General features: G+C 32.6%; 22 protein-coding genes. 21 read left to right on the plus strand and 1 reads right to left on the minus strand.

Annotated features, from left to right (window positions below; translation table 11 throughout):
• Nucleotides 1-554: 554 nt before the first annotated feature.
• The 3 genes from AAFU52_RS04090 (at nucleotide 555) to AAFU52_RS04100 (ending at nucleotide 5104) form a co-directional block, all read left to right on the plus strand.
• Nucleotides 555-1130 (plus strand): hypothetical protein, encoded by a 576-nt coding sequence (locus AAFU52_RS04090; protein ID WP_024772008.1) that lies wholly within the window; start codon nucleotides 555-557, stop codon nucleotides 1128-1130.
• Between the two features lie 157 nt (nucleotides 1131-1287).
• A complete protein-coding gene (locus tag AAFU52_RS04095) occupies nucleotides 1288-4347 on the plus strand; it encodes a sensor histidine kinase (RefSeq protein WP_438425625.1) in 3060 nt (1019 codons plus the stop codon).
• Nucleotides 4348-4354: 7 nt separating this feature from the next.
• On the plus strand, nucleotides 4355-5104 hold the full coding sequence (locus AAFU52_RS04100; protein WP_035092955.1) for a LytR/AlgR family response regulator transcription factor: 750 nt from the start codon (nucleotides 4355-4357) through the stop codon (nucleotides 5102-5104).
• A 28-nt stretch (nucleotides 5105-5132) separates the two neighbouring features.
• Here the strand turns inward: AAFU52_RS04100 and AAFU52_RS04105 are convergent, their stop codons facing one another.
• Nucleotides 5133-6368, minus strand: a complete 1236-nt coding sequence (locus AAFU52_RS04105) for an NAD(P)/FAD-dependent oxidoreductase (RefSeq protein ID WP_438425626.1) — start codon at nucleotides 6366-6368, stop codon at nucleotides 5133-5135.
• Nucleotides 6369-6479: 111 nt separating this feature from the next.
• On the opposite strand from AAFU52_RS04105, the gene AAFU52_RS04110 reads away from it, so the two are divergent.
• The 18 genes from AAFU52_RS04110 to AAFU52_RS04195 all read left to right on the plus strand — a co-directional run bounded on the left by AAFU52_RS04110 (nucleotide 6480) and on the right by AAFU52_RS04195 (nucleotide 21582).
• Nucleotides 6480-8015 carry an HAL/PAL/TAL family ammonia-lyase gene (locus AAFU52_RS04110; protein WP_024772004.1) on the plus strand — a complete coding sequence of 512 codons (1536 nt, stop codon included), beginning with the start codon at nucleotides 6480-6482 and terminating at the stop codon, nucleotides 8013-8015.
• Nucleotides 8016-8020: 5 nt separating this feature from the next.
• A complete protein-coding gene (locus tag AAFU52_RS04115) occupies nucleotides 8021-9151 on the plus strand; it encodes a WG repeat-containing protein (protein ID WP_241461438.1) in 1131 nt (376 codons plus the stop codon).
• Between the two features lie 38 nt (nucleotides 9152-9189).
• Complete coding sequence (locus AAFU52_RS04120) at nucleotides 9190-9318, plus strand: hypothetical protein (protein ID WP_262482458.1); 129 nt, start codon at nucleotides 9190-9192, stop codon at nucleotides 9316-9318.
• A complete protein-coding gene (locus AAFU52_RS04125; RefSeq protein ID WP_024772002.1) occupies nucleotides 9318-10445 on the plus strand; it encodes a WG repeat-containing protein in 1128 nt (375 codons plus the stop codon). The genes AAFU52_RS04120 and AAFU52_RS04125 overlap by 1 nt, the downstream gene beginning before the upstream one ends.
• A gap of 75 nt (nucleotides 10446-10520) precedes the next feature.
• Nucleotides 10521-11252: a 3-oxoacyl-ACP reductase FabG gene (gene fabG / locus AAFU52_RS04130; protein ID WP_024772001.1), complete on the plus strand. Its 732-nt coding sequence runs from the start codon at nucleotides 10521-10523 to the stop codon at nucleotides 11250-11252.
• A gap of 15 nt (nucleotides 11253-11267) precedes the next feature.
• The gene (locus AAFU52_RS04135; protein ID WP_024772000.1) at nucleotides 11268-12491 is read left to right on the plus strand and encodes a beta-ketoacyl-[acyl-carrier-protein] synthase family protein; all 1224 of its coding nucleotides are present in this window, start codon (nucleotides 11268-11270) and stop codon (nucleotides 12489-12491) included.
• 3 nt (nucleotides 12492-12494) lie between these two features.
• On the plus strand, nucleotides 12495-12743 hold the full coding sequence (locus AAFU52_RS04140; RefSeq protein ID WP_024771999.1) for a phosphopantetheine-binding protein: 249 nt from the start codon (nucleotides 12495-12497) through the stop codon (nucleotides 12741-12743).
• Nucleotides 12744-12749: 6 nt separating this feature from the next.
• Complete coding sequence (locus AAFU52_RS04145) at nucleotides 12750-13634, plus strand: LpxL/LpxP family acyltransferase (RefSeq protein WP_024771998.1); 885 nt, start codon at nucleotides 12750-12752, stop codon at nucleotides 13632-13634.
• A 1-nt stretch (nucleotide 13635) separates the two neighbouring features.
• Nucleotides 13636-14565 carry a hypothetical protein gene (locus AAFU52_RS04150; protein ID WP_024771997.1) on the plus strand — a complete coding sequence of 310 codons (930 nt, stop codon included), beginning with the start codon at nucleotides 13636-13638 and terminating at the stop codon, nucleotides 14563-14565.
• A complete protein-coding gene (locus tag AAFU52_RS04155) occupies nucleotides 14565-15698 on the plus strand; it encodes a beta-ketoacyl-ACP synthase III (RefSeq protein ID WP_024771996.1) in 1134 nt (377 codons plus the stop codon). Before AAFU52_RS04150 ends, AAFU52_RS04155 begins: the two co-directional genes overlap by 1 nt.
• Nucleotide 15699: 1 nt before the next feature.
• On the plus strand, nucleotides 15700-16131 hold the full coding sequence (locus AAFU52_RS04160) for a hypothetical protein (protein WP_024771995.1): 432 nt from the start codon (nucleotides 15700-15702) through the stop codon (nucleotides 16129-16131).
• Entirely contained in the window at nucleotides 16131-16586 is a 456-nt protein-coding gene (locus tag AAFU52_RS04165) for an ABC transporter permease (RefSeq protein WP_024771994.1), read from the plus strand. The genes AAFU52_RS04160 and AAFU52_RS04165 overlap by 1 nt, the downstream gene beginning before the upstream one ends.
• A gap of 7 nt (nucleotides 16587-16593) precedes the next feature.
• The gene (locus tag AAFU52_RS04170; RefSeq protein WP_024771993.1) at nucleotides 16594-17001 is read left to right on the plus strand and encodes a hypothetical protein; all 408 of its coding nucleotides are present in this window, start codon (nucleotides 16594-16596) and stop codon (nucleotides 16999-17001) included.
• A complete protein-coding gene (locus AAFU52_RS04175) occupies nucleotides 16991-17986 on the plus strand; it encodes a BtrH N-terminal domain-containing protein (protein ID WP_438425627.1) in 996 nt (331 codons plus the stop codon). Before AAFU52_RS04170 ends, AAFU52_RS04175 begins: the two co-directional genes overlap by 11 nt.
• A gap of 14 nt (nucleotides 17987-18000) precedes the next feature.
• Entirely contained in the window at nucleotides 18001-18741 is a 741-nt protein-coding gene (locus tag AAFU52_RS04180) for an ABC transporter ATP-binding protein (RefSeq protein WP_438425628.1), read from the plus strand.
• Nucleotides 18734-20005 carry an ABC transporter permease gene (locus AAFU52_RS04185; RefSeq protein ID WP_438425629.1) on the plus strand — a complete coding sequence of 424 codons (1272 nt, stop codon included), beginning with the start codon at nucleotides 18734-18736 and terminating at the stop codon, nucleotides 20003-20005. Before AAFU52_RS04180 ends, AAFU52_RS04185 begins: the two co-directional genes overlap by 8 nt.
• Nucleotides 19983-20444 (plus strand): acyl-CoA thioesterase, encoded by a 462-nt coding sequence (locus AAFU52_RS04190; RefSeq protein WP_438425630.1) that lies wholly within the window; start codon nucleotides 19983-19985, stop codon nucleotides 20442-20444. Before AAFU52_RS04185 ends, AAFU52_RS04190 begins: the two co-directional genes overlap by 23 nt.
• On the plus strand, nucleotides 20437-21582 hold the full coding sequence (locus AAFU52_RS04195) for a beta-ketoacyl synthase N-terminal-like domain-containing protein (RefSeq protein WP_438425631.1): 1146 nt from the start codon (nucleotides 20437-20439) through the stop codon (nucleotides 21580-21582). The genes AAFU52_RS04190 and AAFU52_RS04195 overlap by 8 nt, the downstream gene beginning before the upstream one ends.
• Nucleotides 21583-21596: the final 14 nt, after the last annotated feature.

The following is a 21596-nucleotide window of genomic DNA, read 5'->3' on the forward strand; positions in this document are numbered from 1 at the left end:
CAGAAGGTTAAGTATCAAATAGTTTATAACTAAACGCAAAATTCTCTAAACATGTTTAGTAAAAACTAAATATCTGATATATCAATTTTTGTTTTCTATACATATTATATAGATAAACATGCACATCTTTGTAAGATCATGAGAGATGATCTACATTTTAATAGATGCCTAAAATCTAAATTTCGTAAGGGTAATTCTTGTGAAGATACAAAAAATAGTATCCCAAAGGCGTAATCTTAAAATCAACTTCAATCTCACTACACCACATATTATCAGATACTTATAATTGATTTTTCGGTAAACAGGCATAAATCAAAAGCAGTAAAAAACTATATAACCTAAAAAAATAAATTCATTACATGATTTGCTATACAGATTATCAATAAGCCCTTACCCCCTATCTTTTAAAGCACTAGAATATAAAACCACAAAAAGATGTTTTTTTTGCTAAAAACGAATTCTAGTTGAATCATTACGAATACTAAAAGCATATCCTAAAGAATAAGATAAGGAACTACTTTTATATCAAATAGCCAACCTCAAAATAAGCTGTTATGAAAAATGTTGCCATAATCATTATTCTGTTTCAAAGTTTTCAAGGTATCCATGCACAAAAAGTTTTTGCCGATACACAAGAGTTTTTGGTTACTACCGAAATTATGGACCGAGGAGAAAAACACCCCTCATATGTTATAAACCTGGTTCGTTCGGGAGAAGAAAATTCAGATAAAATATCGACTCTTACTATTGAAGACACAGAGCTTTTTGAGGATATCTTTATAACCGCCTTAGAGAACCCTGGACTAGAAGGGGTCTCTAAGGTGATTAAGATGGAAGTTGAATACTTAGCATGTTGTGCTCATGTAGAGTCCTATTATTACATGCTAAAAGAAGATAACACTATTGTAGCCTTGCCTGAACTTAACAATGTGTATTGCGAAAATTCTGACTCCGATTTTCAGTACATATTTCCAAATCAGGAATACGGTATAGAAGGTAATATATTACAAACACAAACATTTTATCAAGGAGCAACAACTAATACTAAATATGTAAACTTAAAACAAAGTTTTACCTGGAACGATGGCGTTTTTGAGGATTCAAAGACAACTGCTATCACTGGGTACTAATTAATCCTAACAGTAATCTCAATCTAATAAACAAAAAGGGGGAAACTTTTGTTTATTATACCGACCCACCCTAACAGGTGGTGTCGGTTTTTTTTTGATTATAACCCGGACCGAAATTCAGTTTGATTATATTTGTTACCAACCAGACAAACCTCTTGTGAACTTAAACTATAAAACCATCTATCTTGTTTCATTCCTGATATTAAGTATTATCGGTTCATTATCAGCACAAAATAATCAACTTAGAGCATATACATTAGAGGATGGATTGCCTCAATCACAAGTTTATGATATCGCACAAGATAAAATAGGCTACTTATGGCTAGGTACTCAAGGAGGTGGGCTCTCCAGGTTTAATGGAGAAGAGTTTAAGGTCTGGAACGAAAATGATGGATTACAGTCTAATTACATTCATTCACTTGCTTTTGTAAATGACAGCCTTTTTATTGGTACTAAAAACGGATTAAGTATTAAGGTTAAGAATAAATTCACTAACCTAGAAGGTCCTCGGATTAACAAAATATGCCAGATAGCCAACAAAACATATCTGGCCACTAATATTGGTATTTATCAATATCGTAAGAACCTAGGTTTAATTAAGATTAATCTTAATTCCAAGATTAACACTAGCATAATTAATGACATCGTTTTTGACGGCAAACTATATTGGGTAGCCACCAATAAAGGACTCTGGAAATTAAATAATATAAAACAGGAAACAAACATTATAGAAAGGCATAGCGCATATGATTTTACCGCTGCCATATTTCATAATAATAAGATATTTGCTGCTGCTTTCAACCAAGGGATTCTGGTTTTAAATACTAATGCAAAAACTTATGGTAATCGCTGGATTCAAAAGCCCGTACGAGTAACAGATATTTCTGTACATAACAATAACGAATTATGGTTTGCTACTGATAATGATGGCGTCACAATCCTCGATTTCGAAAAGTATACCGAAAAAAAGAAAATCAATCGAAAAAATGGGTTGTCTGTCTCTCACACCAGAAAAAGTATCTTAGATCGTCAATCTAATATTTGGATCGCCACATCAGGAGGAGGGTTTTATAAATATTTTCAGAATAATTTCACGCACTATGATCAAAATACAGGATTAAAAGGTAATCGCGTATATGCTGTTCATAACACAAAAAATAGTATCTGGGCATCTAATTCTGAAGTAGGGCTGGTACAGATCGATTCTCTGGGAATTCATCATATCCCACAGGAAGAACGCTTATCTGAAGTTAAGATTAAAACCATAACCAGTGATAATTCTGGAAATATTTGGGCAGGTACCGAAGGTAAAGGAATTCTGTTTAAAGAGATTAAACAAATTGATAGCATCGCTGTAGATACTATCGATGGTAAAGAATTAAATTCGGACCCAATTATTACAACCGACACTATTGCAATAACGGTTAGCGAAAATCATATCATTGATACCGATAAAGGTTTGCTATCAGACTGGATAAGAACTGTAGAAGTTGTAGACAAAACTATTTGGGTCGCATCTTATTCGGCAGGTATTTCAAAATTTATATACGATCCAAAAAAGAAACGTATAACATCTCTGAAGAAATTTACCAGAAAGAATGGTATTCAAGATGTGCAAATTAGAGACATGAAAAAAGATTCTCTCGGCAAAATCTGGTATGCTACTCAAAATGGGCATCTAGGATATATCGAGAGAAATAAAGTTACACACTTAGGCAATGTTCTAAACCAAAAGACAGCAATTAGCTCGTTACTTTTTCACAAAAACATACTATACCTTGGGACAGCAGGAAGAGGAATCTGGTGGTCTAATCTTGATGGAAATATCGCCTTCAAAAAATTAAAAGGTAGAAAAAAACCTTATTCAGACAATATTTATCAAATGATATTTGATGACAAAAACAATCTATGGGCAGGAAGTGAACGAGGAGTTGACAGAATTGAATTAAACCAATCAAATGATATTGTAGATATTTTTCATTTTGGAAGAAATGATGGTTTTTTAGGAATTGAAACCTGCCTTAATGCTGTCACCAAAGACAATGAGGGAAATCTCTGGTTTGGTGCAATATACGGGCTAACCAAATATCAACCTACAGGGACTACCAAAGCTACAATTAAACCCAGTTTATATTTTGAAGATGTAGAAGTTGCCTATCGTAGTGTAGATTCTATTCAATTAGGCGCCTGGGCAAATAGCAACAATGTTTTAAAACTAACACCAAATCAAACAGAATTATCGTTTAGTTACAAAACTATTGATCTTGATCACCCTAATGATGTAGAGTATCGCTGGAGACTAAACAATTCTGAATGGAGCCCCTGGTCATCAGATAACAAACAAAATCTTGCAGGACTAGCTTATGGACCTCATTACTTCTCTGCGCAATCCAGAAACTACAGATGGGAAGAAAGTGATCCTATTATGTTTCAATTTTTTATTGATAGTCCTATTTATGAAAAAGCCTGGTTTCAATTAGCAGTCTTAGCAATAATTGTACTAATTTTAGGAGGATATGCTTTATCTTACATTAGAAGAGTAAAACGAAAAAATAAGGAAGAACGTAATCGCTTACAAATGCAAAATCATTTACTATCATTAGAACAAAAAGCACTACGTTTACAAATGAATCCTCATTTTATATTTAATGCACTTAATGGCATAAAAGCAATGGGAACTAATAATCCTAATCGTATGAATACTACGATAAATACATTTGCTACTTTGTTAAGAGAAACATTATATAATTCTAGAAAAGATCATATAACTCTGGGTCAGGAAATACAAACTTTAAAGCATTATATAGAGATAGAACAATTAATGGGTAGCAAACCATTTATCTATGATATTTCTATAGATTCTGATTTTGATCCCGAAGAAATCCTAATTCCACCAATGCTAATTCAACCCTTTGTAGAAAATGCTGTTAGACATGGCATCTTAAAAGGTAGTCGTGATGGTGAATTAAAAGTACTATTTCATACTACTGAAGATTTTTTACATTGCACTATATTAGATAATGGGCAAGGTATTTTTCAATCACAAAAAAACAAAACTAAGACAGATCATCAATCTATGGCACTTACAGTGACCCGAGAACGGCTTGAATCAATTTCGGGAAAGGATTCTTTACATATAAAAGAAATTCTCTTAAACGGTAATTCTGTAGCAGGAACCGAGATTACATTTAAAATACCATTAGAAACCGACTATTAAAACAATTATGCTTACAGCAATTATCGTAGAAGACATGCCAGATGCACTTCAGCTTTTAAAAAGTGATCTAAAAGTGAATCATCCAGAAATAAAAGTAGTTGATACTGCCCAAAGTGTAGTTGAGGCAGCAAAATCATTACGCAACACGCAACCCGATATTCTCTTTTTAGATATTATGTTAGGTGATGGTACCGGATTTGATATACTAGAAATATTTCCCGAGCTAAAATCAAAGATCATTTTTGTTACCGCCAGTGATGAGTTTGCCATCAGAGCTTTTAAATTTGCAGCTATTGATTATGTCTTAAAACCATATTCAAATGAAGAGCTAGCTCAAGCTATTGCCCGTGCCAAAGAACAGATCCAACCTAACAAAGAACGTCTTAACATTCTAAAAGACACGTTATCTGCACCAGAACAAAAACCTGATAAAATCTCACTTCATACTCTTGATAAAATTATCATCGTAAATCTGGACGATATTATACGTTGTGAATCTGATAGTAATAACACTATTTTCTATCTTCAGGACGGACAGAAAATTTTTGTAACTAAAACATTGAAATATTTTTCTGACATGCTCAAGAATTATCAATTTCTACGAGTACATCAAAGTCACCTGGTTAATCTACAATGTATTAGTGCTTTTATCAAAACCGATGGAGGATATCTTATGCTAAAAAACGGAGAAAACATCCCCGTTTCGGTACGAAAAAAAATAGAAGTAATGGAAATCCTAGATCGTTTACATAGGTAAAGACCTATAGAATCTAAAAATTATCTCATTAAACTTCGTTTTCTATATCTATCATGTGCGCAACCGTTTTAATCAATCTGTTATGTTTGGTAACAAAAGGATTTGTTTCATCCCATACATAACCAGCTAAAACTGCACATATTTGCCTCTTGATTTGTGGGTTTTCTGGTCGATGGAAAAATAATTTTTGAAGATTTCCCGTATACCATTCTTTTACATAAGATGCAAAAACATTAACTCCGCTCTTGATATATTTCGTGTATTCTTGCTCCCAATCTACCGGTTTGTTTTGTAATTCTTTGGCAACAAGTTTTGCTGCTAATAATGCAGATTCGGTAGCAAATGTAACTCCAGAAGAAAACACAGGATCTAAGAATTCTGCACTATTTCCTGTTAGCACGTATCCTTTCCCGTATAATTGTTTTACAGATTTTGAAAAATTCTTAATTGATATAGGATCAAACATAAAATCAACGTTTTCAAAACGCTTATAAAAATAGTCTGAACGTTGTAACATTTGTGTCAATCTTTCTGTAGCATTACCTTCAAATGAATCCAGAAATTCAGTTGGTCCTACATATCCTATACTAGTAACTCCATTAGAAAAAGGAATTACCCATAACCAGGTTTCTGTATCTATTACATCAAATGTGATCAGTGTTCCTTCATTCCCTTCGGGTCTATTAATATCCTTAACATGAGTAAAAATCGAAGAGTGTTTTGGCAATTCTGAAGGTTGTTCTAAATCTAAAAGCCTGGGTAACACTCTTCCATAACCGCTAGAATCTATAACATATTTTGCAGTAATAACACGATGTTTCCCGTCTTTATCTTTTACAGTAGTTTTTGAAATTTCTCCCTCAAAATCTACCGCAACAACTTCTTCTTCAAAACTGATATCTACCCCTCTATTAATAAGTTCTTTTGTAAGGGCTGAATCAAAATCTGCACGAGGTACCTGCCATGTCCAATCCCAACCTTCTGTGTGCTTCTTACTAAAATCAAAATTACACACTTGTGATCCTTTAATAAATCGTGCTCCTGATTTTACTTCGAACTCACATGCTTTTAAACAATCCAACAGTCCTACTTCTTCAAAATGATCCATACATCTTGGCAAAAGACTTTCTCCGATCACAAATCTTGGAAAAAGACTCTTCTCAACTACTTTCACATTATAACCATTATTATGCAAATAAGAAGCTGCAACACATCCCGAAGGTCCTGCTCCCACTACTAAAACATCAATATTTTCATCATTCATAGCACTATTGTACTTATTAATTCCTTAATTATTATAAATTTGCAAACCAAAATAACTGTTTTATTTTTGGTTATTAAAATATTATTCATTAAAATTTTGAGCAAAATATAGATGCTAACACTAAAAGGGAAAATAGAAATACAGGACTTTTTTGACATTATATTTAAAGAAGAATCGATTGCAATAGACGAAAGTGTTCTAGCAACTGTAGAAGAAAGTTTTAATTTTTTAAAAGAATTTTCTGAAAATAAAATCATTTATGGTGTAAATACTGGTTTTGGGCCAATGGCGCAATACAAAATAAACGATAAAGAGAGAAATCAACTACAATACAATTTAATAAGAAGTCATGCTTCGGGAACAGGAAATCCAATTCCTCCCATGTATGTAAAAGCAGCTATGTTAGCGCGTTTAAACACCCTGTGCCTAGGATATTCTGGTGTTCATAAGTCTGTTATAGATGTTATGACTTCTTTGATCAATAAAGATATTACTCCTCTTATTTATGAACATGGTGGTGTTGGTGCTAGTGGAGATTTGGTTCAATTAGCACATTTAGCCTTAACTCTTATTGGCGAAGGAGAAGTATTTCATGAAGGAGAACAAAAAAACACTAAAGAAGTTTTTGAACAAGAAAATATCAGTCCCATTACGATTGCTTTACGAGAAGGACTTGGCTTAATGAACGGAACATCTGTAATGACTGGAGTGGGACTAGTGAATACTATTTACACAAGAAGGTTATTAAACTGGATGATTACTGCTTCATGTGCAATAAATGAAATTGTAGAAGCATATGATGATCATTTATCACAAGAATTAAACCATGCAAAAAAACATGTTGGACAACAACAAATTGCTAAACAGATGCGGGAGCATTTAGAAAGTAGTTCTTTAATCAGAAAAAGAGAAGAGTATTTATATACCGATCAAACTGAAGTAACTGTATTTAAAGAGAAGGTTCAAGAATATTATTCATTGCGTTGTGTTCCTCAAATATTGGGTCCGGTCTTAGATACCTTAAACAATATTGAAAAAATTCTAATAGAAGAAGTTAACTCTGCTAATGACAATCCTATTATAGATGTTAAGAAAAAACACGTATACCATGGAGGTAATTTTCATGGGGATTATGTTTCTTTAGAAATGGATAAATTAAAAATTGTAGTTACCAAATTATCAATGCTAGCAGAACGTCAATTAAATTACTTATTAAACTCTAAATTAAACGACATACTTCCTCCTTTTGTAAACCTTGCCAAACTAGGTTTAAACTTTGGAATGCAAGGAGTTCAATTTACAGCGACATCTACTACTGCAGAAAACCAAATGCTATCAAATCCTATGTATGTGCATAGTATCCCTAACAACAATGACAATCAAGATATTGTAAGCATGGGAACAAATGCTGCCTTGATCACAAAAAAAGTTATAGAAAATGCTTTTGAAGTTGTTGCTATAGAACTAATAACCGTTGTTCAGGCAATAGAGTATTTAGAGGTGAAAGATCAGGTTTCCACGAATACAAAAAAGATGTATGATGCCATACGAAATATAGTTCCTATCTTTACAGAAGATGTTGTTATGTACCCCTATGTGAATCAAGTAAAAGATTTTATTATAAATAATGAAGCCAAAGAAGCATAATGAAAATGAGAATACTTTTAATCATTCTTGCTTTTATTCAAACCATATTTCTATACGGTCAAGAGCTCGCTTTAGTTAGAGAAAATAGATTATGGGGTTATATTAACCTCATGGGCGAATATACGATTCAACCTCAATTTAAAGAAGCTAGAAGTTTTCATAATGGTTATGCAGGAGTTCTTAAAAACGGGAAATGGGGATTTATAAATACCAAAGGAGAATGGATTATAGAACCAAAGTACGATAGAGTAAAAGATTTTTACTCTGGATGGGCATTGGTTCTTCAAAAAAATGAATGGAGTTATATTAACAGCTCTAATGAAGTTTTGGATTGTCCCGTTCCAGATAAATATTATGACTTTAATGATGACGGAGTAGCGTTTTTTCAAAAAGGCAAAAAAATAGGATTATTAGATAGTGCCGGCAAATTGATTATAGAGCCCGAATATAACATAATACGTACTTTTGTAAATGGGTATGCCAGAGTGAATAATGGGAAGCATTGGGGAATGATTGATAAAAAAGGGGAAATAATTATCCCCTTACAATATAAAGTATTAGGACATTATAGTGCCAAAGGAGTTTCTGCAAAAATGAAAAACGGTTGGGGAATTATAATTGATAACTCTTTTATACCTGTACCAAAAGTCAAAGAAATTGGAAGTTTTTATGATCATTCCGATTTAGCTTTTGCAAAAAAAGGAGGGAAATACGGATTTATCAACACAAAAGGAGAATGGATTATAGAACCAAAATATAGAACTGTCAAACCATTTTATAAAGGATTTGCTCCAGTAAATAATGGTTTTAAATGGGGATATGTGAATGAGAAAGGAGAAGAGCCAATACCATTCACTTATCTTAATGCGGGTTTCTTTGGAAATAACGGATTAGCTAAGGTTCAAGTAGGGAAATGGGGGTTTATAGATACTAAAGGAAACCTTGTAATACCTGCTAAATATGATCTTGCCCCAACCATACTCATTAATGCTAAAAGATTAAAGGATTTTTTGGCTAAAGGATTTGTTAATGGTGCTGTAAGAGTTAAATACAAAAAAAAATGGGGATTCCTTAATAAAAAAGGAGACGTTTTGGGAGATCGATGGTATGTTAATGCAGAACTGTTCAGTAAATAAATATAGATAAGAAATTATTGCTAATAGAGATAAACATAATGACACCAATAAAAATGTATGATGCCATACGAAATATAGTTCCTATATTTACAGAAGATGTTGTTATGTACCCCTATGTGAATCAAGTAAAAGATTTTATTATAAATAATGAAACCATAGAAGCGTGATGAAAACTAAACATTTTTTAATTTTTGTATTTTCTTTTTGTTTGCTGGCAGGATCTGCCCAAGAACTAGCATTAGCAAAATTCGAAGGTAAATTTGGTTATCTTACAAAATCAGGTGATTGGAAAATACCTGCAACATTTGACGTTGCAAAAAACTTTTCTGAAGATCTAGCTGCCGCAAGAAAAGGTAAACTTTGGGGATTTATAAATAGAAAGGGAGAATGGGCTATAGAGCCTGGTTTCGATAAAGTTAAAGCTTTCAATTCTGGTATAGCAGTTGTTTTGAAAAACAAAGAATGGTTTTATATCAACACCAAAGGGGAGAAAACTCTTACCAATATTGATTCTGATAAAATTTATGATTTTAAAGACGGTTTTGCTATCCTAAGAAAAGGGGATAAAATAGGCTTTATCAACACAAAAGGAGAGACTACAGTAACTCCAAAATTTTCGAAAGCGTTCAATTTTGAAAATGGATATGCCAAAGTAAGAGAAGATGAAAAATGGGGATTAATAGATCCTTCTGGTAGTTATTTTGTAAAAACAACATATGATGGCGTTAGTAATGTATATCATAACACAATTGTAGCTACCCAAGGTCTTAGACATGGATTGATTATTAACGGAGAGTTTAAAGAAATATCAGGAGCTCAAAAAATCTGGGATTTCTCTGTAAATGGAGAATACACTTACGCTAAAAAAAATGATAAAATTGGTTTTATCAATAAAAATGGAGAATGGATAGTTGAACCCACCTACGATAAGGTAAGAGCTTTTAATAACGGGTTAGCACCTGTGCTTAAAGATGGTAAATGGGGATATATTAATACTAGTGGCGAAACTGTAATTCCTTTTAAATTTAGAGACGCAGAAATATTTAGTAAAGATGGGTTAGCACCTGTTAAATCTAAAAAACTTTGGGGATTTATAAATACAAAAGGAGAACTTGTCATAGAAGAGAAATATGAAATTACAGCTGGTGGTTTTTCTATTTTCAAAAAAAATGCGCAAAAAGGGTTTGTAAATGGCTTAGCAAGAGTTAAACAAAAAAAATCTTGGTGTTTTCTAAACACTAAAGGAGAAATACTTAAAAACATGTGGTTTGAAAACTTAGAGTTATTTAATTAATAAAACTATTAATCTTAATCCTTAATCGATTGAAATAACTATTACATCTTACCCAAAAAACGATATCTAAAATAAATGAAGTGTGCTTTAATAACAGGTGGCTCAAGAGGAATTGGAAAAGCAATTTGCATACAACTCGCTAAAGATACCGACTATCATATATTAATTAATTACAATAGTAACGAAACTGCTGCAAAGCAAACTCTTACAGAAATAGAAACTAATGGCGGAACTGCAGAAATTATTCAATTTAATGTAGTTGATGCTGATCAGGTAAAAACTAAGTTAGACACCTGGCAAGAGAATAATAAAGATGCTATTATTGAAGTCATCGTAAATAATGCAGGAATCACGAAGGACAACTTATTTATGTGGATGACCCAGAATGATTGGCAAAATGTTATTAATACTTCTCTTGATGGTTTTTATAATGTAACAAATCATTTAATTCAAAAATTACTACGAAACAGATACGGTAGAGTCATAAATATTGCTTCTGTATCTGGAGTTAAAGGAACAGCTGGGCAAACTAACTATTCTGCTGCCAAAGGTGCTATAATTGGTGCTACTAAAGCTCTGGCACAAGAAATAGCAAAAAGAAATATCACAGTAAATGCTGTTGCTCCGGGGTTTATTAAAACTGACATGACCAATGAGTTGGACGAAAAAGAACTTAAAAAATTAATTCCAGCCAATAGATTTGGAGAAGCTGAAGAAGTAGCGCATATCGTGTCGTTTTTAGCCTCCAAGAAAGCTTCATACATTACTGGTGAAGTGATTAATATAAATGGTGGAATTTACTCGTAAATTAATTTAGAATATATGAGAAGAGTTGTAATCACAGGAATGGGTATATATTCTTGTATTGGTAAAAACCTAGAAGAAGTAAAAACATCATTATACAACGGAACATCTGGAATTGTTTTTGATGAAAAAAGAAAAGAGTTTGGATATCGTTCTTGTTTAACAGGAATGGTAGCAGAACCAGAATTAAATAAATTACTTTCCCGAAGACAACGTATTAGTTTAGGGCAAGAAGGAACATATGCATATATAGCAACACTCGAAGCTTTAAAAAATGCAAATATAGATCAATCTTTCCTTGATCAAAACGAGGTGGGCATACTTTATGGCAATGATAGTACCGCACAGTCGGTTATTGAATCTGTAGAAAAGATCAGAGAAAAAAAAGACACCACATTAGTAGGTTCTGGAGCTATTTTTAGAGGGATGAACTCTTCTGTAACTATGAATCTTTCTACAATTTTTAAACTTAGAGGGATCAACTTTACGATTAGCGCAGCTTGTGCCAGTGGGTCCCATGCTATCGGAATGGCATATCAGTTTATAAAAACAGGATTACAAGATTGTATTGTTTGTGGAGGAGCTCAAGAAATAAACCAGCTTGCCATGGGAAGTTTTGATGGCTTAGGAGTATTCTCTACAAATACAGAACATCCAGAAAAAGCTTCTCGCCCATTTGATACTAATCGAGATGGATTGGTACCCAGTGGTGGATCTGCTACTCTTATTGTAGAGAGTTATGAATCTGCAATCAAAAGAGGAGCAACAATTCTGGGAGAAATTATAGGATATGGATTTTCTTCAAACGGTGAACATATTTCTACTCCTAATGTTGATGGTCCATCCAGAGCTATGAAAAAAGCGCTCCAACAAGCAAATATCCAAACATCGGCCATAGATTATGTAAATGCTCATGCAACCTCAACTCCTGTTGGAGATGCTAATGAAGCAAAAGCTATCTTTAATGTTTTTGGAGAAAACGGACCTCATGTGAGTTCTACAAAATCTATGACAGGCCATGAATGCTGGATGGCAGGAGCTAGTGAAGTGATCTATTCTATGCTCATGATGCAACATTCTTTTATTGCACCAAATATAAATTTGGAGCATCCAGATGAAGATGCTGCTAAACTAAATTTGGTTAATAAAACCCTAGATAAAAAAATTGATGTATTTTTGTCTAATTCTTTTGGATTTGGGGGAACAAATTCCGCGTTAATAATAAAAAAATTTAATAAATAGAATATGGATAAAGAAGTTATTATTGAAAAGATAAACGACTTTCTTATTGATGAGTTTGAAGTAGAAGGGGAAAATATTTCACCAGAAGCAAACTTAAAAGAAACTCTTGAGCTAGATAGCTTAGATTTTGTCGATCTTGTAGTAGCTGTAGAATCCAATTTTGGTGTAAAATTAATAGGCGAAGATTTTATCAATGTTGTAACACTTCAAAATTTTTATGACCTTATAGAAAATAAAATAAAATCGCTATAAACATATATGACTACTGAATGGAAAGGAAAGTCCAGAGGTACAGTACTTGGGTATAAAATATTTGTTTTCTTTATTAAAAAAGTTGGCTTAGGCTCTGCCTATTTTATTTTATACTTTGTTGCTATATATTTTTGTTTTTTTGCCTTATCTAGTAGTAGATCTATATATTACTATTTAAACAAGAGACTTAAATACCCTAGATTTAAAAGTTTTTTAAAGATATTCCAAAGCTATTATGTTTTTGGCCAGACTATTATAGACAAAGTTGCCATATCATCGGGTCTTAGAAATAAATTTACGTACGAGTTTGATGGTGTAGAACTAATAAATGAAACCTTAAAGGAAAAAAAAGGAGGTATTCTTATTAGTGCTCATCTTGGTAATTTTGAGATTGCTGAGCATTTTTTTGGTGAGCTTGAGGAAAATGCCGCAATTAGTCTTTTAACCACAGACATAGAGCATACTGCAATTAAGAATTACCTTGATAGCGTTACTTCAAAATCTAATATTAAATTTATTTTCATCAAAGAAGATCTTTCTCATATTTTTCAAATTAACGCCGCTTTGGCTAGAAATGAAATCGTATGTATTACAGGAGATCGTTATCTAGAAGGTTCTAAATATTTAACACAAGATTTATTAGGACAAGAAGCCAAGTTTCCTTCTGGGCCTTTTATGTTAGCCTCTAGATTAAAAGTACCTGTACTTTTTGTATATGTAATGAAAGAAACAAATACTCATTACCACCTTTATGCAAGAAAGGCCAAAGCAAAACATAGAGATGCCAAAGAACTACTAAAAGAATATACAGAAAGTGTAAAATGGATGTTAGATAAATATCCATTACAATGGTTTAACTATTTCGACTTTTGGAATGGAAACAACAAATAAAATGAAACATGTTTTAGTAATCCATTATTCGCAGTCCGGACAATTGTCAGAAATTGTTAAAAACATAGTTTCTCCTATGGCTTCTTCTGAAGAAATAAAGGTAACACATCATAGAATTGAAATGGAAAAACCTTATCCTTTTCCATGGAATAAAAAAGCTTTTTTTGGTGTTTTCCCAGAAGCATTTCTTCAGATACCAGAAAAAATCAAACCAATTCCTTCAGAAATAACAAATCAAAAATACGATTTAGTGATACTTGGCTATCAAATCTGGTATCTAACACCTTCTATCCCTACCAATTCTTTTTTAAAGTCAGAAAGTGCTAAAAAAATATTGGATAACACACCTGTGATTACAGTAATCGGATGTAGAAATTTGTGGATTCAAGCGCAAGAAAAAATGAAAATTCTTTTAGCATCTTGTAATGCAAAACTAGTAGGGAATATTGCCTTAGTAGATAGACACATTAATCACATAAGTGTATTAACCATAAAGCACTGGATGTTTAAAGGAAAAAAAAGTCGATTTTTAGGTTTTTTCCCTAAACCAGGGGTTTCTGATAAAGACATAAAGAATGTAGCAAAATTCACTCCTTCCATAAAGGATGCATTACTTGCTAGTAATTTTTCAGGATTACAAAAAAAATTGGTACAATTAGGTGCGGTAAAAATCAAACCGTTTCTAGTTATTGTAGATAAGCGAGGCAATATTATATTTTCAAAACTAGCCAACTTAGCTTACAAAAAAGGAAAAACAAGTAAGACTGGACGTGAAAATCTCCTTATTTTTTTTAATTATTACTTGTTATTTGCTATTTGGATTATAGCACCACTAGTTTTTATTGTATTTTTGACTGCTTATATTTTTATGTATAAAAAAATTAGCAGAGAAAAAAAATATTATTCATCTGTTGATACAAAAAATAATTAATGAAAGACGTATACATTACCAGAATATCAAAGTTTTTACCTAACGACCCGATCGATAATGATCAGATGGAAGAGAGATTGGGCATTCTAGATGGAAAAGTATCAAAAGGCCGAAGAATTGTTTTACGAAATAATCAAATAAAAACCAGATATTATGCGATTGATAATGATGGAAATATAACACATAATAATGCTCAGCTTACTAAAGAAGCTGTAGAGCTTTTGTGTGATGAAAGTTTTACTACAGAAAACATTGAATTATTATCTTGTGGTACAGGTAGTCCTGATCAAATATTACCATCACATGCCGCTATGGTTCACGGGTTTTTAAAAAATGGAAATGTAGAAATTAATTCCCCTTCGGGAGCCTGTTGTTCTGGTATGAGTGCTTTAAAATTTGGTTACCTTGCAATCAAATCAGGGCAAAATACTAATGCAGTTTGCACAGGATCTGAGCGTGCATCTTCGTGGATGAAATCAGATGTTTTTAAAAATGAAATAGAGCATTTAAAAAAGTTAGAAGAAACACCAATCCTAGCTTTTAATAAGGATTTCTTACGCTGGATGTTATCTGATGGTGCCGGAGCTTTTCTTTTAGAAGATAAACCTAATGGTCATCTTCCTTTAAAAATTGAATGGATGGATGCGTATTCTTATGCTCATGAAATAGAAGCATGCATGTATGCAGGAGGAGATAAACTAGACAATGGAGAACTCAAACCATGGAGCGAATACCCATCAGAAGAATGGGCACAAAAATCATTATTCGCGATAAAGCAAGATGTTAAATTACTATCAGAAAACATTCTAACAAAGGCTGTAGAAACCTTAGTTAAAGTATTTGACAAACATGATATTAACCCAGAAGACATCACGTATTATTTACCACACATTTCTTCATACTATTTTAAAGACGCCTTATATGAAGCTATGAAAGATAACGGTGTAGAAATACCTTGGGAAAATTGGTTTATCAATTTAAGTAAGGTAGGAAATGTTGGTGCTGGTTCTATTTATATTATGCTAGAAGAATTAGTGAATACTGGAAAATTAAAAAAAGGAAATAAAATTTTACTTTCTGTACCAGAAAGCTCCCGTTTTTCATATTCGGTGGCACTTTTAACTGTTTGCTAAAATGAAAAATACAAATTTTCCTATTACAAATATTAAACACTTAATACCTCAAAAAGAGCCTTTCGAAATGGTAGATACTTTGTTAGGTTTTTCTGAGACAAGTGTTGCGTCCTCTTTCAAAATCACAGAAAACAACCTTTTTCTAAAAGACAATCTATTTTTAGAACCAGGAATTATAGAAAATATGGCACAAACTGTAGCATTACACACAGGTTATGATTATTTTCTTAGAGACGAACCCGCTCCCACAGGCTATATAGGATCAATAAAAAAAGTAGAAGTTTTTTATCTTCCCAAATTAAATGAGACTATAACTACCGAAGCCGAAATCTTACATGAATTTATGGGAGTTACTATGGTTAAAATTGAAGTATTTAACGCCAAAAAAGAAGTGATCGCTTCTGGACAAATGAAAACAGTTATTGCTAGTTAATGGATAAAGTCAAAACATTAGATATCGCTAAATTCCTGCCACATCGAGCACCATTTTTAATGGTAGACAAAGTGCTATCTATTGATGATGAACATGTAGCAACCTCTTTTGATATAAAACCAGATTGTATTTTTGTTAACGATACTATTTTCAGTGAAATTGGTATGGTAGAAAATGCTGCTCAAACCTGCTCTTCAATCGTTGGCAAAAGTTATTTTGAAGAAGATGACCTCGAAGGTGAAGGCACAAAACTTATTGGTTTTATTAGTGCAATAAAAAAAGTCGTAGTGCATAGCTGCCCCAGTATAGGGGAGACAATAGTTTCTAAGGCTGTTTTAAAATCCCGATTTGACACCGAACAATACAGCATGTGTACATTAGAGTGCACTATCCATGAAGCAGATAAAGAATTATTATCTTGTGAAATGAATTTATTTATTCAGGAAATGAAATAGGTGTACTATGAAAAAAAGTGACATTCCACAAGATAAAGGCAGCTTAAAGTCTGCAAAATTTAAAGAATTATGCTATGCCGTTAATGAAAATGGAGAGTATACAACTGCAGGCAGCAGTGGATGGACTCCTAAGACCATTGCATTAAACAATGCGCTACAGGAAATAAACGAGCGTGTAGAAAAAGCAAAAATTAAAGTTTTAAATAATCAGACAAGCCCCATAGAATATTATATGGAACTACATAAAATGGACATTACTATTTTAGCTAGTTATGTTGGTCTATGGAAATGGCGGGTTAAAAGGCACTTTAAACCAAAAGTGTTTCATAAACTATCACAAAAAATATTACAAAAATACGCTGACATTTTCGAAATCACCGTAGATCAATTAAAACACATTGAACATGGAAATTAATTTTACACACCATCAATCTGCACACTGCGAAAATGGTGTTGTGTCTAATTTAATGAAGCATAATGGCTTCAATGTTAGTGAACCTATGGTCTTTGGTATCGGATCAGGCCTATTGTTTTGCTACATACCGTTTTTAATGGTAAACCATGCTCCTGCTCTTACATATAGAGCAATGCCTGGCTTTATTTTTAAACGATTTGCAAAAAGAGTTGGAATAAAAATAAAACGAGAAAAATTTAAAAACCCTCAAAATGCTAAGGCACGTTTAGACGAAAACCTTAACAAAAACAACCCTGTAGGGCTTCAAGTTGGGGTATATAATCTAGTATATTTTCCCGACGAATACCGTTTTCATTTTAATGCTCATAACTTAGTTGTTTACGGAAAAAAAGAAGATTCGTACTTAATTAGCGACCCCGTAATGGAGACCGTCACAACTTTAACAGCAAAAGAACTGGAAAAAGTACGTTTTGCCAAAGGTGCTTTCGCTCCTAAAGGGCATATGTATTATCCTATCGATTTTCCTAAAGAGTTGAATTTAGAAAAAGCCATAGTTCGAGGAATTAAACAAACCTGTAGAGAAATGCTTGCACCTGTACCTATCGTTGGAGTTAAAGGAATTCGAACAGTTGCTAAATTAATTCGTAAATGGCCGAAGAAGAAAGGCACAAAAGTGGCCAATCATTATTTAGGACAAGTAGTTAGGATGCAAGAAGAAATAGGAACCGGAGGTGGTGGATTTAGATATATCTATGCTGCATTCTTACAGGAGGCAGGTAAAGTATTAAAGAATGATACATTAATCGAGTTATCTACAGAAATGACTGCAATTGGTGATTCGTGGAGAGATTTTGCTTTAGATGCTTCTCGTATATACAAAAACCGAAGTGCAAAAAATGATGCATATAACGATGTTGCTTCGCAATTAGATGATATAGCAAATCGAGAAGAAGTTTTCTTTAAAAAACTAAAGAAAGCTATTTAATAGTAAAATAAAGCATGATTAAAATTGAACAATTATCTAAAAAATATAAAGGTGCAGAAGCATATTCTGTATCAGATTTAGATTTGTTTATCGATGAAAAAGAAATTTTTGGACTACTTGGTCCAAATGGCGCAGGAAAGACTACATTAATTTCGTTGTTATGTTCTTTAATAAAACCTACATCAGGATCATTTACTATAGATGGTTTAACCTATAAAAATCCCAATCAATTAAAACAACTCATTGGTATTGTACCACAAGAATATGCTTTATATCCGGCATTAACTGCGAATGAAAACCTTACCTATTTTGGTAGTATGTATGGTTTAAAAGGACAGTTATTAAAATCCAAAATAAGCCAGGCAATTGAAACATTAGGTCTGTCTAAGTTTGCTAATAAAAAAGTGAGTACGTTTTCTGGAGGGATGAAACGTCGTATTAATTTAATCGCTAGTATATTGCACGAGCCCAAAGTATTATTCTTAGACGAACCAACTGTTGGGGTGGATGTACAATCTAAAAATGTAATTATTAAATACTTGCAACTCTTAAATAAAAAAGGAACTACTATTATTTATACATCACATCATTTAAATGAAGCTGAAGATTTTTGTACCAGAGTAGCTATCATAGATCATGGAAAAATAATATCTCAAGGACAACCACAAGAATTAATTTCTAATCAAAAAAATGCAAATAACCTTGAAGATGTATTTTTAGCCTTAACCGGGAAAGCCTTAAGAGATCATGCATAAATTATGGGCTTCTACATATAAAGAATTTTTATTACTCACTAGGGATATTGGAGGCATTGCAATTTTATTCATAATGCCTATCGTACTAATCATCACGATAACAATAATTCAAGACAGTAGCTTTAAAACGATTAGCGATACCAAGATTCCTATACTTCTTGTAAATAATGATAATGGTCGTGTTTCTGAGACTATAATTAGTAGCTTAACAGCGTCCAATACTTTTGAGGTCATTCAAAAAGATAAAGAACAAGAAGCCAGAGACCTGGTATTTAAAGGAAATTATCAATTAGCGATCATCATTCCAGAAAAATTATCATCGGATTTAGACAAAAAAGTCAATCAGAATGTAGAAGGGATTTTATCAAAATTTGGTTTGGAAGAAGAAGAAAAAGAAGTTCAACCAGAAGAAACTATTTTAAGCAAAGAGGTTAGATTATATTTTGATCCTGCAACTCAACTTACCTTTAAAAGTTCTGTAAAAAATGGTATCGATAAGATGATTTCTAAAATAGAAACACAATCTATATACAAGGCATTTCATGAACAAGTATCAGAAGATGATACCGAGGTTATTTTTGAAACTGATAATTTCATCAGTTTTAAAGAAATAGTCCCAAAACAAGGAGACAAAGAGATCATACCCAATTCGGCGCAGCACAATGTACCAGCCTGGACTTTATTTGCCATCTTTTTTATTATAGTACCTTTATCTATAAATATTGTAAAAGAAAAAAATCAAGGAACTTTTGTACGATTAAGAACAAACCCTGTATCCTATGCAATAGTATTAGGGGGGAAAACAGTCGTCTATTTGGCTGTTTGTCTCATACAATTTACTTTAATGCTAGCAATAGGAGTGTTTTTATTTCCTAAATTAGGTTTACCAACATTAGACGTGTCGGGAAGAATATTTAATCTGTTTATTGTTGCTTTTTTTGCAGGTTTAGCCGCGATAGGATTAGGATTATTGTTAGGAACGGTTGCAAAAACGCAAGAACAATCTGCTCCATTTGGGGCAACCTTTGTGGTTATTCTAGCTGCTTTGGGAGGTGTTTGGGTACCTGTTTTTGTAATGCCAAAATTCATGCAACTGTTATCAAATATTTCACCAATGAATTGGGGCTTAAATGCCTTCTATGATGTATTTTTGCGAAATGCCAGCTTTATAGAACTTGTTCCAGAAATAATATTACTTTTATTATTTTTTATAATAACAGCTTTAATTTCTATTGTTTATAATGAAAAGAAAAATGCAGTCTAAAAATAACAAAGAGATAAGTTTCACCAGCCAGGTTAGAGTACGTTTTGTAGAAACTGACCCCTTAGGAATTGTCTGGCATGGTAATTATATTCAATATTTTGAAGATGGTAGGGAAGCTTTTGGAAGACATCATGGTATTTCTTATTTAGATCAAAAAAAATTTGGTTATGCTACGCCAATCGTAAAATCTAGTACAGAACACAAGCTACCTTTACGATATGGAGATATTGCTACCATAAAAACAATTTATGTAGATAGTCCAGCTGCTAAAATGATTTTTAGATATGAAATTTATAACCAAAATCATAAATTAGTCTGCACAGGAGAAACCGTACAGGTATTTGTTGGAGATACAGGAAGTGGTGATTTATCACTAACAATTCCATCTTTCTTCATCAAATGGAAACAAAAAGAAGGCCTTATAAAATTGGATGAGTAAGATTTACGCTTCATATAATAATATAATATCATCGCTTGGCTTTGACAGCCAAACTGTTGTACAGAATATTCATAACGAGAATTCGGGCTTACGACTTATCGATAATAAAGATCTGTTGCCTGATCCATTTTATTCTTCAATAATAAATACAGAAGATTTATATACCGATTTTAAACAATTAAATAATGAAGGGCAGTTCACACGTTTAGAACAGATGATGATTTCTTCGTTAAGCAAAGTTATTAAAGCATCTAAAATACCCTTAACAAATCGTGTTGGACTTATTATATCTACTACCAAAGGTAATATTGATGCCTTAAATAAAAACAATGAATTCCTAAAAGAACGAGCTTATTTAAGCTCCTTAGGAAAAGTGGTCCAAGAAACATTAGGATTTAAAAATGATGCTATTGTTGTTTCTAATGCATGTGTTTCTGGAATTTTATCTATTGCAATTGCAAAACGCTACATTAACCATGGTACCTATGATGATGTTTTTATTGTTAGCGGAGATATGGTAAGTGAATTTATAATAACTGGTTTTAATTCATTTCAAGCGTTAAGTAACGAACCCTGTAAACCTTATGATAAAAATAGAACAGGGGTTAATATAGGAGAAGTAGCTGCCAGTATTTTAGTTACTAATAATAAAAAAGGGCTACCAAAAGAAGCGGTTGCTATTTTGGGTGAAGGTTCTTGTAACGATGCTAATCATATTTCGGGACCTTCCCGAACTGGTGAAGGTTTATTTCGAAGTGTACAATCTGCTTTCAAAGAAGGGAATGTCACCCATAACGATATTGATTACATTTCGGCCCATGGAACAGCAACACTGTTTAATGATGAAACAGAATCGATTGCATTTGACAGACTTAATTTAAACAAAGTACCATTAAATAGTTTAAAAGGCTATTTTGGACATACATTAGGAGCTTCAGGATTAGTTGAGACTATTGTTGGGATGTATTCATTAGAAAAGAATACTCTATACACCTCATTAGGTTTTAAAGAACCGGGGACATCAAAACCTTTAAATATTATCACAAAAACCACCCCAAAACAATTACATATTTTTCTAAAAACCGCCTCCGGATTCGGAGGTTGTAATACCGCAGTTATATTTCAAAAAGTAAAATAATTTATTCTATAAAG

Source organism: Aquimarina macrocephali, from assembly GCF_051627225.1.
In the GTDB taxonomy this organism is placed as follows: Bacteria; Bacteroidota; Bacteroidia; order Flavobacteriales; family Flavobacteriaceae; genus Aquimarina; species Aquimarina macrocephali.

Bases quoted from the DNA above. Each gene is read 5' to 3' on its own strand.
- AAFU52_RS04090 (WP_024772008.1), top strand. From the start codon at position 555: ATGAAAAATGTTGCCATAATCATTATTCTGTTTCAAAGTTTTCAAGGT.
- AAFU52_RS04100 (WP_035092955.1), top strand. From the start codon at position 4,355: ATGCTTACAGCAATTATCGTAGAAGACATGCCAGATGCACTTCAGCTT.
- AAFU52_RS04105 (WP_438425626.1), bottom strand. From the start codon at position 6,368: ATGAATGATGAAAATATTGATGTTTTAGTAGTGGGAGCAGGACCTTCG.
- AAFU52_RS04110 (WP_024772004.1), top strand. From the start codon at position 6,480: ATGCTAACACTAAAAGGGAAAATAGAAATACAGGACTTTTTTGACATT.
- AAFU52_RS04115 (WP_241461438.1), top strand. From the start codon at position 8,021: ATGAGAATACTTTTAATCATTCTTGCTTTTATTCAAACCATATTTCTA.
- AAFU52_RS04120 (WP_262482458.1), top strand. From the start codon at position 9,190: ATGACACCAATAAAAATGTATGATGCCATACGAAATATAGTTCCTATA.
- AAFU52_RS04125 (WP_024772002.1), top strand. From the start codon at position 9,318: ATGAAAACTAAACATTTTTTAATTTTTGTATTTTCTTTTTGTTTGCTG.
- fabG (WP_024772001.1), top strand. From the start codon at position 10,521: ATGAAGTGTGCTTTAATAACAGGTGGCTCAAGAGGAATTGGAAAAGCA.
- AAFU52_RS04135 (WP_024772000.1), top strand. From the start codon at position 11,268: ATGAGAAGAGTTGTAATCACAGGAATGGGTATATATTCTTGTATTGGT.
- AAFU52_RS04140 (WP_024771999.1), top strand. From the start codon at position 12,495: ATGGATAAAGAAGTTATTATTGAAAAGATAAACGACTTTCTTATTGAT.
- AAFU52_RS04145 (WP_024771998.1), top strand. From the start codon at position 12,750: ATGACTACTGAATGGAAAGGAAAGTCCAGAGGTACAGTACTTGGGTAT.
- AAFU52_RS04150 (WP_024771997.1), top strand. From the start codon at position 13,636: ATGAAACATGTTTTAGTAATCCATTATTCGCAGTCCGGACAATTGTCA.
- AAFU52_RS04155 (WP_024771996.1), top strand. From the start codon at position 14,565: ATGAAAGACGTATACATTACCAGAATATCAAAGTTTTTACCTAACGAC.
- AAFU52_RS04160 (WP_024771995.1), top strand. From the start codon at position 15,700: ATGAAAAATACAAATTTTCCTATTACAAATATTAAACACTTAATACCT.
- AAFU52_RS04165 (WP_024771994.1), top strand. From the start codon at position 16,131: ATGGATAAAGTCAAAACATTAGATATCGCTAAATTCCTGCCACATCGA.
- AAFU52_RS04170 (WP_024771993.1), top strand. From the start codon at position 16,594: ATGAAAAAAAGTGACATTCCACAAGATAAAGGCAGCTTAAAGTCTGCA.
- AAFU52_RS04175 (WP_438425627.1), top strand. From the start codon at position 16,991: ATGGAAATTAATTTTACACACCATCAATCTGCACACTGCGAAAATGGT.
- AAFU52_RS04180 (WP_438425628.1), top strand. From the start codon at position 18,001: ATGATTAAAATTGAACAATTATCTAAAAAATATAAAGGTGCAGAAGCA.
- AAFU52_RS04185 (WP_438425629.1), top strand. From the start codon at position 18,734: ATGCATAAATTATGGGCTTCTACATATAAAGAATTTTTATTACTCACT.
- AAFU52_RS04190 (WP_438425630.1), top strand. From the start codon at position 19,983: ATGAAAAGAAAAATGCAGTCTAAAAATAACAAAGAGATAAGTTTCACC.
- AAFU52_RS04195 (WP_438425631.1), top strand. From the start codon at position 20,437: ATGAGTAAGATTTACGCTTCATATAATAATATAATATCATCGCTTGGC.